Genomic DNA, 13,384 nt, shown 5'->3' with positions numbered 1-13,384 from the left:
GGTGGTCGCATAAAGCTTAAATCCACCTTTTTCCTTCACCCAGGCCAATGCCTGTGGGGCGGGTGGTTTATGTTCGGCACCGTTGTCTCCATATGCCAGCACAGTGGTTCCCTCCATCACCGTGGGGACCATGTAAAGTTCACCCTTGGGGGTTCTCCATTTTTTGGGCAAGCCTTTGACTACAGGGTGCCCGGTTTGTTCTTTGGCAATGGTTACATCATAGGGGACATGGGGACCGTGTCCGGTAGAAACCACCCCAAGCATTTTATTCCAGCTCTTATCTTCGGGTTTACCTTTAAGATAGGGGTGATAAGTGTGCATCGCACAGTGCATCGCGATTGCAGGAACTCCGCTTTGATGAACCGCCACGACTTTATCGATAAATTGAGTGTCATCCTCCCGGGCAAAGCAGAAGTTATAAAATATAAAATCAAACCCTTTAGCCCAATCTTCCCGGCCCAGTAATCCTTTCATACGCCTCGGATCCATCTCGAAAAGAATTTCCCACTCCACCGATATACGCTTACTTATCTCCTCGGTAATTATATTTTTTTGGGTAGCATAGTCATGATGCCCACCCCCCGTGACCAGCAAACCCTTAAGAGGGGTTATTTTCTCATTTGCAAAGGAAAAAAGAGCCGTGGAAAATAACAGAAAGCTAGAAAATAATTTCATAATTGGGAGGTTTACTGAATAATTTGGTTTAAATTAAAACATTCATCTAACACGAGTCCCCGATTGAGACAACCCACAGATTACCAAAGCAATCCGGGTTACCCTCTTTAAATGTCAATCCTTTCAACCAGAGACAAGCTCAGTCCTTAAGGGGCTTTATCCAGACATTACGGAAACGAACCGGGTTGCCATGATCCTGCATTTTCAAGGGTCCCTTATCGTTGTGTTTCTTATATTCGGAAATCGAGTGCGGGCCTCTCCAACCGGTTCCACCACTTAACTCCAGATTATCATGGATGACATGGCCATTGTGGATAACATGGAATTTTGCCTTTCGGGTAACCTCGCCCTCATCATTGAAGATAGGACGATGAAAAGTAACATCATAAGTCTGCCACTCCCCTGGTCCACGAGTGGCATTCACCAAAGGCTTGGCCCGTCCGTACAGGGCTCCGCACTGCCCGTCCGGATAAGTGATATTTTTGTAGGAATCTAAAACCTGAATTTCATACTGCCCCATAAGAAAGACTCCGCTGTTTCCACGCCCCTGCCCGCTCCCCTTTGCTTCACTGGGTGTGGCAAATTCAATGTGTAATTTACAGGATCCAAACTCTTTCTTGCTCTGCAGGTAACCACCCCCCCGGACTGATTCCAGAGCTCCATCCACTAATTTCCACTTGGTTGGCCCACCTTTGGTTGCCTGCCAATTTTTGAGAGTTTTTGGGGTACCATCAAAAAGGACGACTGCCCCCTTGGGCGGTTTGGCCGCTTTGGCATCATAAGGCTTGGGTTCGACAACGGGAGGCTGCGGCTGTTTTTCCGGATCCGTCTCATGCACCTTGATTCCGTCGATGTACATGTATTCAGCCTTGCGTCCGTTTTGCTCCTTGATTTCCTTACGGATCACCGGTCCACTTTTTGAGAAAACCGAACAGGTTAGCGTTGCGATAAAAAGAGACAGGGCTGATAATTTAAACATCTTATATATTTCGTCTGATACTGGGCCATATGTCAATTTCATTGCCGGTAAGAAAATCATTTTTTCAACTCAATCTATGAACCTCAATTTACTCACTTCCTATATAGTTCTAGCATTCCTACCCTTGGGGAAAACATTGTTGGCAAGCACCGGACTTGCTCCCGAAGTTACCGATCTTAATGCCGCAGATATCTCGTTTGAAAAGGAAAAAGGAATACCTTACCTCAAAAAACCCTTCATCACTCGTAAGCCAAGAGACAGAAATGATCAGCTTACAGTAGGTGAACTGGGAAAAGACGGAGGTAAAAAAGAGAAAATCCTCCATTATGTTCGAAAACTGGCTGAACCTGCAGACAGCCCAAAGCATGGTAAAACCGACAGCCTATTGGTCGCGTACAAAGATAAGCTGATTTTCGAATCTTATTTTCGAAGAGGAAGGGCCAACTATCCGCACTATCAGATGTCCATTACCAAGTCTTACACTACCTACGCCATAGGTCGAGCCATTCAACTTGGCCACCTTTCCATGGAGGACTTACACAAACCCGTGGTATCCTTCCTTAAGGAAATCAAGACTAACCAATTAGCCAAAGGGGCGGATAAAATCACCCTTCATCAAGCGATGCAAATGAGGTCTGGCATTCGATTACCCAAAAAGAAAATTGGCAATTTTATGCAAAAGCCCAATCTGCTTCGTGGACAGGGACAAGCCCGAGCTTACTTACAATTCACTGAAGATCTACCCGTTCTTCCAAACTCTTCATTCCAACCCTTCAAATACCAGGCAGCCGACACCGTCTTCACCATGCAGGTCCTGGAATCTATTGTTCCGGGATCGGCGGAAGGTTTCATTCGTGATGAACTGCTGAAGCCTATGGGTATTCTCAACTATGGTTGGCAGGAAGATCTGAGCGGGTTCCCCAAATCAGCAGCCGGTTCCAGTTTACGGTCCCGCGATATGATCAAGATGGGTTTGCTTACTCTCCATCAGGGAAAATGGAAGGGGAAACAACATCTGCCTAAAGACTTTGTTAAAAGAGCCACTTCACCCCTGGTGCAGACAAATGAAGAAAACTTTTACGGCTATTTTTGGTGGAGTCAGACTCGCGAAATCAACGGTAAAAAATATCCAATTATTCAGGGACGGGGAGCGGGCGGTCAGTTCATCTTTGTCTTCCCCAGTCTCGACCTAGTGGTGGCAGCCACTGCACACAACAAAGGCATGGGCAGGATGCTCAAGGAACTCCCCGAGGCTCTTACTCAGGCGTTCTAAAAAAAGATATTATCCTTCTGCCCAGCGGTAACCCACCCCATGAACAGTTAGAATAAGCTTCGGACTAGCAGGATCAGGTTCCACTTTCTTACGCAGTTGAACGATATGCTGATCTAAAGTTCGGGTTGTTCCATAGTAATCGATTCCCCAAGCATGATCGAGTAAGTAATCCCGACTAAGAGCCTCCCCTACCCGTTCACGGAACAAAGAAAGCAGTTTCAATTCACGCGGCGTGAGTGAATGTACATTTCCGTTTGCCTTTAATTCATATCGGCGACCATCCACCTCAACAGAGCCAATGTTAAAATTTGCCGGAGGCTCACCTGTTTTTTGAGAATCAGAAGAGTTACCAGAACTTCTCCGCAAAAGTGCCTTAATACGGGCCAACAGTTCACGAACCGAAAAAGGCTTAGTTACATAATCATCGGTCCCCATCTCAAAACCAAGAACTTTATCAATTTCTTCACTCTTCGCGGTAAGCATGAGAATGGGAACATCTGAACCGATCGCACGGACTTCACGGGCCACTTCATATCCACTTTTTTCCGGCATCATTAAATCAAGAATGAGTAAGTCCCATTTTTCCTGACGGAAATGGGAAATTGCTGCTGCCCCATCTCCAACTCCATGAGCTTCATGCCCATCCATTTCCAATGCATCGATCAAACCCGAACGGATATTAATATCATCTTCTGCAATCAGTATTCTTTTTTTCATGTTTCTTTTGATAAAGGAAATACAATACGAAAACAGGTACCCTTGGGGTGGTTGGGCTCACAAGCAATCGTTCCCAGCATATCTTCGACCAGTTTTTGAGCAATGCTTAATCCAATTCCACAACCCGGCTTGGTGGAAGTGAGAGCATCATCCACACGATGAAAAGTTTCGAAAATCTTTTCTCTTTGTTCCGCAGGAATTCCGGGACCATGATCAGCCACTTCCAGAGTAATAGTCTGTTTATCCTTGAATAGACGCACTCCAGCAAACTTTCCTTCGCTTGCATATTTCACTAGGTTATCCAAAAGATTCAGAATAATCTGCTCGAGAGCATCGGGATCCAATTTGGCTAAACCATTACGGGATTCGTCCAACCATTCCACCTTGAGATCGTTTCTCTCCAATCTTGGGGTTTGAGTCTCTAGAATTCCTGAAATCACTGATCCCATTTCCACCTGCTCCCAATTGTAAGTTTTCTCTCCTCTTTCCAATCTTCCAAAATCCAAAACATTATTAACTAAACGAGTGAGACGCTGGCTTTCGGAAATAATAGTCTGAAGATATCCTTTTCGTTTGTTTTCATCTTTCACCATACCATCGCCAAGCATTTCACCGTACATTCGAATAGTGGTAAGGGGCGTTTTCAGTTCGTGTGAAACATTGGAAACAAAAGTGGTTTTTCTAACCGCCTCTAAGCTGTTTCTGCGCACCTGAATCAAAAGAACAGAACCTCCCAAAAGAAATGCTGCGACCAGAATAAGTGAGATCACCGCACTAAAAACAAGGTAGCCTCCACGCTCAGGATTAAATGAAAGGCCCAAAATTGATGATATGCTTCCTAACTTGGCAATCTGTTCATCCGGTAATTCAGCGGGAGGCAAAACAACCTCTTGAGGCAAAACTCTCCTAGCGGAGAGCTTCCAACCTGGAAGCTCTTCCCCAACGGGAACGGAAGCTTTCACAAACCTTTCATTCTCCCCAGGACTGTCCCCCGAAGAACATATTTCAATCCCCTGATCATCTTTTAATACAAAAGATTCACCATCGACCAGATTTTCGGGAAATCCACTCTTGAGGCTTTTTATAACCTCTTCGGTCTCTAGTTCCAAACCCATTCCCGTTAAAGGATTCGACTGCCTCCACACCATCCAAATTGGAGAATCTTTGTTTCTGTCATACTCCCACTCCTCCCTCGATTTGAATGCAACCCCATCAACAGAAGTCTCCTGTGCCACCTCTTCTAGTTCATCAGAAACCTCAAGAACCTGAATATCATTCCTGACTTCATCACGTAGTTGCTTTCTCTGCACTTTGCTTGCACGGAAATTATCCAAGCCATTGGCCCAGGAAGATTTCTTTGATTCAACTGCAATCTTTTTTAAATTTAAGTCGGTAATATTTTGACTAAGAAAGGACTGAGCTTCCCTGTAATTTTCCAACTGAGAATCAGGCTGCTGAGAAAGAGATCGCTGTTTAGCGACAGCTGGAGCATTGATTTGTGAGTAAAGAGCCTGAGAATTAGCACGCTGCTGCTGGAGAGAATCCAAGGCCTCGCTCTGACTAATTTGCGATTCAGCTAATAAGTCATTTTGTTCTGATTCACTTTGGTAAGCTACTACACCTTCATCCGCTTCTTTTGTCATTTTTTCATCACGATCAACCTGTGCTAAGGATTCAACTTCCAAACCATCGTCCAAAACTTCTTTTGCTTTTTCTGTTTTCTGCCAAGCCCAGCCATCATCATCTTTAAAAATAGATAGGTTGCGATTTTGAGTATCTTTGGAATAAGTTACCTCCTGACCTTTCCCCCAAACAAATCCATTGGCAACCCATCTGTTTGAATTAGACCAAGCTAGCATTTCTTGGTTGCTTGATTGATTATCCAATTTTCGTAATCCCAACATCAGTCCATCTTTAAGTTCGGACATGATCAAATCGATATTATCTGCTACCGTTCTAGCCCGGATTGCCAACGAATCCTCTGCCGCCTGTTCAGCATACTCTGCCATCTCGCGGGACTGCCTAGCCATTTCATGATAGAGCTTTGCCCTACTTGTCGCTTCCTGCGCCATTACACGGGAATGCTCGGCATTTGATCGAATCCGACTGCCTTCCTTCTGCAATAGAAGAAAGGCAAGGATTCCGACTGAAAAGGTAGCCATAACCAGCAAACCCAGCCAAATAACAAAACGATTCAAACGCATTTCAATCTAACTTGATAAAATCAACCAATAATAGCAAGCCACAGCTCAAAGCCTATTTTCGGGCTTTTGGAATTACTTTCTGCTGAGACTGCACTTGATAATTCGAAGATTTCCAAGCCTTGCGATTCTCATTGGACAGGCCTTCAGCTTGATCAAGTTCCTCCACTTCATCAAGAAACTGACCATTCTTATGGCTGATCGATGAACTGGCCCAAACTCTGTTTTGGGCTTCGATCTTAAAATTTAGTTTCTTAAGTTCACGAACCGCTTCCTCATGCCTTCCCTCGTCCGCCAATTGAATGGCTTGATCTTTGGCCTCTGCGACCTGGTTGTCCACATAGGCAACGATCACATCTTCATTAACTGATTCATTCACAACTTTCTGGTTATCACTGAAAGCACATTTAATTTTAGTTTTACGGGTTTGCCTTTCTTCTCCCTTCGCAGAGTCAAAACTGACTGAAATATTCGCCAAGCTGATACTTTGATCATGATTACCTTCAGGCACTTCCACTTCCAAAAGCGCAAACTTATCTTGCCCACCATAAAGATGCTTAATTTCAATTTCTACCTGATTTCCTTCAATTTTTCCATCCCTTCCGATCAGACGAACGGGACGTACCTTCCCCTGCATTTCAATTTTTATAACTGCATTACGTGCAACCACACTTAGTGCATCTCCGATTTCAGCATCAAAAATACCTGACAATTCACTACTGTTTTCGGCAAAATAAAGGTTTCCTTGCCCTTCTTTCGCAAGACCCGCCATGAGATCTTCATTATATCCACCACCGAGACCGATAGTGCTAACTGAAATATCTTCCTTCACAAAAGCCCGTCCCAGTCTTACCAAATCAGCGGTTGAAGATGGACCCTGATTCGCCAAGCCATCTGAAAGAAGGATAATCCGATTAAAATATTCTTTGCTCAAATTCTTTCTTAATTCTGCAGCTCCCTGATTTACTCCAGCGTACAGGGCAGTTCCCCCAACGGCTCGCAGGTTTCGTATAATATTTTCCAGTTTACTGACATTTCCAGCCTTCTGTGCCGGAGCAATGGATTCAGCCTGGTTGGAATAAGCTACAATAGATACCAAATCCTTCGTTCCTAAACGTCGAATCGCCTGAACGGCGGCCTCCTTTGCCTGTGCAATTTTTTCACCGCTCATTGATCCGGATTTATCAAGGACTAAAGCAACATTTACCGATGGTCTATTCGCGGCATCGCGAATAATTTCTTCCGGCTCAAGGCAGACTTTGATTACTGCCTTTCCTTTTTTGCCGGCAGGCAGAATAGTGCGATCCAAATCAACCCGGACATGAACATTAGGTTCCTTTGAATCCTTTTTCTTCTTTTTTGCGGATATGGTTTGAATGCCACTTAAAAGAAAGAATGTGGCTGTAAGTAGAATAGATAATCTTTTCATGGTGTGAATATTTGTTGGGTTTATTTTCAAAACCCACATTCAACCACAAAACGAGTGAAATGTTGTCAGTCCTCGGTAAAATAAATGTCAAAGAAATGTCATGATGTATCTTTTCATCACAATGTAATCTGAACATGAGCGAGGAAACAGCCCACCCAAACAAGTGTAACTGCTAACTTCTATTGATTCTCCAAGGGAATCAGTTCTATCCCGGCATCATTGCGAAACCTTTCGAGCAATTCCGGATCAAAGGGTTCCCTGGTAATTGCAATAGTTCTCCATTTTGAATTTTGCCAAGTTAATGGGAATGAATCTTCCACCTCGTATTGAGTTTTCAAGACTCGATATATATCCCTACCCAAAATCTCATGTGAAAAAAAATGGTGATCCCCACGACTTCCCATATAGCTCCATTTCCCCGTCATTTTCCCAGTTGGTATCATTAAGGTGCGAAGTCTTTCACCAGTAATTTCCTCAGCATACCATTTCGCTGGTACCTTGGTTACGATCGCACTTTTCTGAGCAATCTTCCTCCCGCCAATCATGGAACCACCGACTAGAATAACTGGAGAAGCGGCAACAACCGAAGCACCTCCCTTAAGGGACTGGGGAACTGATTTATTTGAATGACCTCCGCAGGAGATAAATAAATTTACCAAAAGTAAGTAAAAAATTACCTTCATTAAATTCTTTTAAAATTCTTTTTTTCTACTTAAAAGTTTTTGCAGACTCCGCCGGCAATCTTAAGTTTAGTAGAGGCATCTCCCTGCAATACAACTTCGGGCAGATTGCGAAAACGAACTTCGAAATTTTCATTTGCTTTGGAATGGATTTCGGAACCTATGTAGTCATCACTTTCACCAATAAAATTTCCGCCTTCGTCATAAAACTCCACTTCCACACTAACTGAAGTCCAAGCACTGTCCGTTAAATTATTAATAATTCCAGTCACAACCATTTCTTTGCCATCTATCCTGGTATCAAAACTGGTAATATCCAAATCATCGGAAGCGAGAGAATTGGATTTAAAAAATATGGAGAGAAAGGGAATAAAACCAAGCAACAATATAGGTATAATCACTAAAGCTTGCTTGGCATTGTAACCCATCTTTAAAGTAGTGATTTCTTTATCACAATGTGGGCAGGTTAGTTTATTTTTCATTTACAGAAAGATTAATAGTAAATTATGATCGTTGAATAACAGAAATTAATTAACTAAAGTCAATTAATGAATGAAAAGCCAAAAATTCTTTTTGTTGATGACGAACCGGCAATCTTGTCGGACTTGCAAAGACAATGCCGGCATACCTATGATACCTATATAGCTGTAAGCGGTGAGGAAGGAATACAAACTTTTGAAAAAGAAGCACCCTTTTCCGTTGTGGTATCCGATCAAAGAATGCCGGGGATGGACGGTGCTTCCTTTCTTTCTGAAATCATAAAACTTGACCCTGACTGCACCACTATGCTCCTTACCGGGCATGCCGATTACACAGATGCAATGAAAGCGGTAAATTCAGGGCATGTGTTCAGGCTTTTAGAAAAGCCATGTTCAACTGAAACCCTTAGGGATGCTTTGGCAGCGGGGGTACGCCAAAGGGAATTAATTGAGTCAGAAAGGGTACTTCTTCATGAAACATTAATTGGATCGGTAGAAGCCCTCACGGAAACACTTTCAACCATAAAACCTCTGTTTTTTGGCAGGGCACAAAGAGTCAAGCGACTAGCTGGCGAAATCGCGAGAGTGCTCAATTGCAAAAACACCTGGCAAATTGAAACAGCTGCCATATTTTCTCAGTTAGCTGCAATTACACTGCCTGAGGAAGAAGCAGAAGATGTTTTTCACAACAAACAATTGCGCCCCGACATCAAAAAACTGGTCGAGAAATTCCCCAAAGTCATCGATCATCTACTTGGACACATTCCCCGTCTCGAAGAGGTAAGGGCTATACTCGACTGTTTATTGGTCAGCCCACTGCCTTACAAAAATGAAGGAAAAGAAAATATAATTTCAAGTTATGAAATCTTACGGACAGCCCTTGAATTTGATTATCTTGAGACCGAAGGACACGAACTAGATATTATTTTGGGTACTCTTGATGCAAGCCAGCCAAGTTTTTCCAGAGAAATTCTTTTGGCCCTTCGGGGCTTACTGCAAAAGTCAAAATCACGTTACATAATTGCTGAGGTTTCAATAAATGAATTAGCAGTAGGAATGCGACTGGCTGAAAATATTCATTTGGAAAGCGACATGTTGGTAGCACCAAAAGGAACGGACATTACAAATCATTTTCTCGAAGTGATTCACAATTACAACTCTTGCTACACCCGTTCACCGTTCCCTAAAATGATTAAAGTTTTTAAAAGAGAATAACACCGAGTAAATTGAATCCATTAAGAATTAGAAATTTCTTGCTTTTATCGGTTTGGGCAACGGCTTGCCTTACCGGTTTCTTACTACTATGGAATTATTCCTTTACACCTGGGAAAACCGAGGAGGCACCTCTTAAAATACCTTCACATTTCCAAGATGGTCGTTTCCATTTACTCATGAGCATTCATCCCCGCTGCCCTTGCACAAAAGCTTCATTGGCTGAACTTCATAGAATTTTGGCCAAAACAAAAGGCAAGATGGGCGTTTCAATCCTTGTCTACATGCCGAGGGGGGAACAACGGGAATGGCAGAATGGTGCTTTATTAAACGAAGCCAAGTCCATCCCTGCCGTGTCTATTTTATCTGATCAAATTGGTAAAATTGCCGAGTCACTTGGAATGACAACTTCCGGTGCGGTTTGTCTTTATGACAAAGATGGAAATCTTAGGTACTCTGGAGGCATAACCGCAAGCCGAGGTCATGAAGGAGACAATCATGGCAAGTCGATCATACTGTCTCAAGTATTGGGCAAAACAACAGGTATTGAGAAAGGAATCGTATATGGATGTCCGATACAAAACAACCCCACGGACTCATAAAATTCATTTTCTATGGAAAAAATTAATCAAGTAGCGGAAAAACTTTTTAAAAAAGACCTCCAAAGAATCGTTAAAAGAACCGACTTTCTTTTTGTTCGATTGCTCTTGGGTCAATACATATTCGGAATCTGCTTGGCGTTACTTGTCTCTCCCTACACTTGGGAAGGAGAAGAGAGTTCCTGGCACATTCATTTATATGCCGCGATCATTCTTGGACTCATCATAATCTTACCTGCACTTTACCTCGGTAGATTTCACCAAGGTAAAATAATTACAAGACATGTCATTGCTATATCTCAAATTTTAATCGCTGCCCTCTTTATCCATCTTACTGGAGGGCGGATCGAGACCCATTTCCTCATTTTTGCCAGCCTTCCTATCCTTGCATTTTATAGAGATTTCAAAGTACTGCTCACTGCGACTGTGATCATTTACCTCGATCACTTAGCCCGCGGTTTTTGGTACCCGGAATCAGTTTACGGTGTTCTAACCGCAACACCCTGGCGCAGTCTGGAACACGCGGCATGGATATTATTCGAAGTCGTTTTCCTGATTTATTCGAATAAAAGAAGTATTCTTGAAATGAAGCAAATTGCACAGAATCAGACTGACTTGGAGGATGCCAAACACTCAGTTGAAGATGAAGTAAACAAAAGAACGGATGAATTGGTAAAACAGACTAAAGAACTGGAAACACAAACCAAGGAGCTTGAAGCCCAGACCACAGAATTGGAGAAAGAAATCAATTTGCGCAAGAACCTTGAAACTCAGTTGGTACAGGCTCAGAAAATGGAATCAATTGGGCAATTGGCTTCCGGCGTAGCCCATGAAATTAACACCCCGACTCAATATGTAGGAAATAATATTTCATTTTTTAAGGAAAGTTTTGAAGATATGGTTTCTCTGCGAGAAAAATACAGAGATATTCTTTCGGGAACATCCAAAGAAAACCTCTCCGGAATTGCCGCAAAACTGGAATCCGTTGATAAAGAACTTGATATTGACTACCTTCTCGACGAAGTCCCAAAGGCATTCTCGCAAACTTCGGATGGAGTTCTCAGAATTGCAGAAATCGTTCGTTCCATGAAAAGTTTTGCCCACCCTGGCGGGCATCAAAAAAAGGTAAACCTCAAAGAGCTCATTTCGACTGTGGTAACTGTTGCTACCAATGAATGGAAGTACTCGGCAAAAGTGACAAACAATATACCGGATGACTTCCCTGAAGTATCCTTGTATCCAGGGGAATTTAATCAAGTTATCCTAAATCTAATTGTTAATGCAGCCGATGCGATAAAGGATGCCATTCAAGAGAAAAAGTATGAAAGAGGAGAGATCACCATTTCTGCCGAACAAGAAGACAACAAAATTAAAATCATAATCGCTGATAATGCACTGGGGATTCCCGAAGGTATTAAAACTAAAATATTTGACCCCTTTTTCACCACCAAAGATGTTGGTAAAGGAACAGGACAAGGGCTGACACTTGCCCATAATTTGATTGCAAAAAAACACGCAGGCTCCCTTCACTTTGAAACAGAACAAGGAACCGGAACAAAATTTATCGTTACAATACCCAATCATCAGAGCGATTAAACCTAAATACATATTTCTTTAATTTTCATGCAGGAAGATTCACCAAAGATTATTTTTGTAGATGATGAGCCACAGGTTCTAGACGGACTTCGAAGAGCACTACGGGGCCAGCGTAAAAATTGGAATATGACTTTTTGCGAAGGTGGAAAAGAAGCACTTGCAAAAATTCAATCTGCAGGTTGTGATGTTCTAGTCACAGACATGAGAATGCCAGGAATGAGCGGACTTGAATTGCTTAAAGAAGTGAGAACTCACTCACCCAAAACAGCTCGAATTGTTCTTTCAGGTTATACCGAACAAAAAGTTGTAATTGAATCGGTCGACTTAGTACATCAGGCCCTTCTAAAACCAATGGAAGCTTCGAAGGTTCAACTGGCAATTCAAAATTGCCTTGAAGCGGTCAAATGCCTTTCCTCGAAAGTAAAGGAAGGCATTGTTTACCTAAATGGGATGCCTGGTCTTACCCTAACGAAAAATCAATTTACAGAAGCCCTCAATACTCAACCAACTAAATCTGAACTGGCTGCTATAGCTGCATCTGATCCTTTTATTGGATCCCGATTGCTGAGGGTTGCCAATTCTCCCTTTTTTGGGAAGGCTCTTATTAAGATTGACCTAGAAGAAGCGATTAATGTGGTGGGCCCCGAAGCACTTAGCCAACTGGTTGCTGCCGGAAAATTTGAACAGTCCGAGCATTTCCCCAATGGAATCCCACAACCTTATATTGATGTGCTCACTGATTCCGCAAAGATGGGACGACTATGCCTCGAAATTTCCTCTATAATGAAGGGAAATTCGTTGAGCCAACCAGAGGCTCTTACTGCAGGTCTGTTAAGTTTCCTTGGAAGACTCGCTTTTTTTGCAATAGATGAAGAATTTTCAACTTCCGCTATGAACTTGGACAAACCGATTTATGACTCGGAGATCAATCATTTTGGAATTGATTTCGCCAAAGCAGGTGCAACTCTCGCAAACCTATGGGGCATGCCTGCTTACTTCTCTACTGTGATCGAAAACCAACTCCAACCATCACAGTCAAAATACCCGAGCCATTTGCTTCTGAGCCTTCATTTAGCCCAAATCGTTTTTCACGAAGCAAAAAACAACCTTCATCTTTTCCCGTTACCTCAGTTAGACAAAGATTTCATCACCGAACATAATTTTTGGGATGATACTGTAACAATCTTAACCCGTTACAATATACCCTTTAGTAAGCAGACGAATTCTACTTAATAAAGGGAAAGATCGTGCTTTCAACATGTGATTCCTTCATCGCAACTTGTATCTTCTGAACGATCTGAGGGTTCTTGGAAGCAATATTATTTTCCTCTCCAATATCCTTGGATAAATCATAGAGCTCGATCGGAGAATTTGGATCCTTACGAACATTCAAACGAATTCCTTTCCACTTACCCATACGCACCGCCTGCTTTCCTCCCCGTTCGTGAAATTCCCAATAGAGATATTCTCTTTTCTTTTGTTGATTCTTTTTACCCAAGAGTGTGGGAGCGAAGGATACTCCATCTAATCCGGTAGGAGCTTCC

Annotated in this window: 13 protein-coding genes; 5 read left to right on the top strand and 8 right to left on the bottom strand. The window is 42.7% G+C overall.

What is annotated here, in order from left to right; translation table 11 throughout:
• The coding region (locus tag ACKPQ5_RS02745; RefSeq protein ID WP_456064504.1) for a ThuA domain-containing protein at positions 1 to 675 on the bottom strand (675 nt) is incomplete at its 3' end.
• 139 nt (positions 676 to 814) lie between these two features.
• Positions 815 to 1,654, bottom strand: a complete 840-nt coding sequence (locus tag ACKPQ5_RS02740) for a 3-keto-disaccharide hydrolase (protein WP_407677562.1) — start codon at positions 1,652 to 1,654, stop codon at positions 815 to 817.
• A gap of 76 nt (positions 1,655 to 1,730) precedes the next feature.
• On the opposite strand from ACKPQ5_RS02740, the gene ACKPQ5_RS02735 reads away from it, so the two are divergent.
• A complete protein-coding gene (locus tag ACKPQ5_RS02735; protein WP_407677561.1) occupies positions 1,731 to 2,927 on the top strand; it encodes a serine hydrolase domain-containing protein in 1,197 nt (398 codons plus the stop codon).
• Positions 2,928 to 2,936: 9 nt separating this feature from the next.
• Here ACKPQ5_RS02735 and ACKPQ5_RS02730 read toward each other — a convergent pair whose 3' ends face one another.
• The 5 genes from ACKPQ5_RS02730 to ACKPQ5_RS02710 form a co-directional block, all read right to left on the bottom strand.
• The gene (locus ACKPQ5_RS02730) at positions 2,937 to 3,644 is read right to left on the bottom strand and encodes a response regulator transcription factor (RefSeq protein ID WP_407677560.1); all 708 of its coding nucleotides are present in this window, start codon (positions 3,642 to 3,644) and stop codon (positions 2,937 to 2,939) included.
• Positions 3,641 to 5,806 (bottom strand): sensor histidine kinase, encoded by a 2,166-nt coding sequence (locus ACKPQ5_RS02725; protein ID WP_407677559.1) that lies wholly within the window; start codon positions 5,804 to 5,806, stop codon positions 3,641 to 3,643. The genes ACKPQ5_RS02730 and ACKPQ5_RS02725 overlap by 4 nt, the downstream gene beginning before the upstream one ends.
• Positions 5,807 to 5,900: 94 nt before the next feature.
• Positions 5,901 to 7,274, bottom strand: coding sequence for a vWA domain-containing protein (locus ACKPQ5_RS02720; RefSeq protein WP_407677558.1), 1,374 nt, complete (start codon positions 7,272 to 7,274; stop codon positions 5,901 to 5,903).
• A 179-nt stretch (positions 7,275 to 7,453) separates the two neighbouring features.
• Positions 7,454 to 7,957 (bottom strand): hypothetical protein, encoded by a 504-nt coding sequence (locus tag ACKPQ5_RS02715; protein ID WP_407677557.1) that lies wholly within the window; start codon positions 7,955 to 7,957, stop codon positions 7,454 to 7,456.
• A gap of 29 nt (positions 7,958 to 7,986) precedes the next feature.
• Complete coding sequence (locus ACKPQ5_RS02710; protein WP_407677556.1) at positions 7,987 to 8,436, bottom strand: FxLYD domain-containing protein; 450 nt, start codon at positions 8,434 to 8,436, stop codon at positions 7,987 to 7,989.
• 66 nt (positions 8,437 to 8,502) lie between these two features.
• On the opposite strand from ACKPQ5_RS02710, the gene ACKPQ5_RS02705 reads away from it, so the two are divergent.
• Genes ACKPQ5_RS02705 through ACKPQ5_RS02690 form a run of 4 tightly spaced genes read left to right on the top strand, consistent with a single transcriptional unit; the run spans position 8,503 to position 13,073 of the window.
• Entirely contained in the window at positions 8,503 to 9,648 is a 1,146-nt protein-coding gene (locus ACKPQ5_RS02705; protein ID WP_407677555.1) for a response regulator, read from the top strand.
• 11 nt (positions 9,649 to 9,659) lie between these two features.
• Positions 9,660 to 10,247: a thioredoxin domain-containing protein gene (locus tag ACKPQ5_RS02700; protein WP_407677554.1), complete on the top strand. Its 588-nt coding sequence runs from the start codon at positions 9,660 to 9,662 to the stop codon at positions 10,245 to 10,247.
• A 12-nt stretch (positions 10,248 to 10,259) separates the two neighbouring features.
• Complete coding sequence (locus tag ACKPQ5_RS02695) at positions 10,260 to 11,840, top strand: sensor histidine kinase (protein WP_407677553.1); 1,581 nt, start codon at positions 10,260 to 10,262, stop codon at positions 11,838 to 11,840.
• A gap of 27 nt (positions 11,841 to 11,867) precedes the next feature.
• Positions 11,868 to 13,073: a response regulator gene (locus ACKPQ5_RS02690; RefSeq protein WP_407677552.1), complete on the top strand. Its 1,206-nt coding sequence runs from the start codon at positions 11,868 to 11,870 to the stop codon at positions 13,071 to 13,073.
• Here ACKPQ5_RS02690 and ACKPQ5_RS02685 read toward each other — a convergent pair.
• Positions 13,066 to 13,384 (bottom strand): sulfatase/phosphatase domain-containing protein (locus ACKPQ5_RS02685; protein ID WP_407677551.1); only part of this gene is annotated, 319 nt, incomplete at its 5' end. The two genes, ACKPQ5_RS02690 and ACKPQ5_RS02685, sit on opposite strands and share 8 nt — an antisense overlap.

The organism is Candidatus Seribacter sulfatis, from assembly GCF_964187635.1.
Taxonomy (GTDB): domain Bacteria; phylum Verrucomicrobiota; class Verrucomicrobiia; order Opitutales; family Seribacteraceae; genus Seribacter; species Seribacter sulfatis.
The sequence above is the reverse complement of the archived record's forward strand: the minus strand, read 5'-3'. Positions and strand labels throughout refer to the sequence as shown.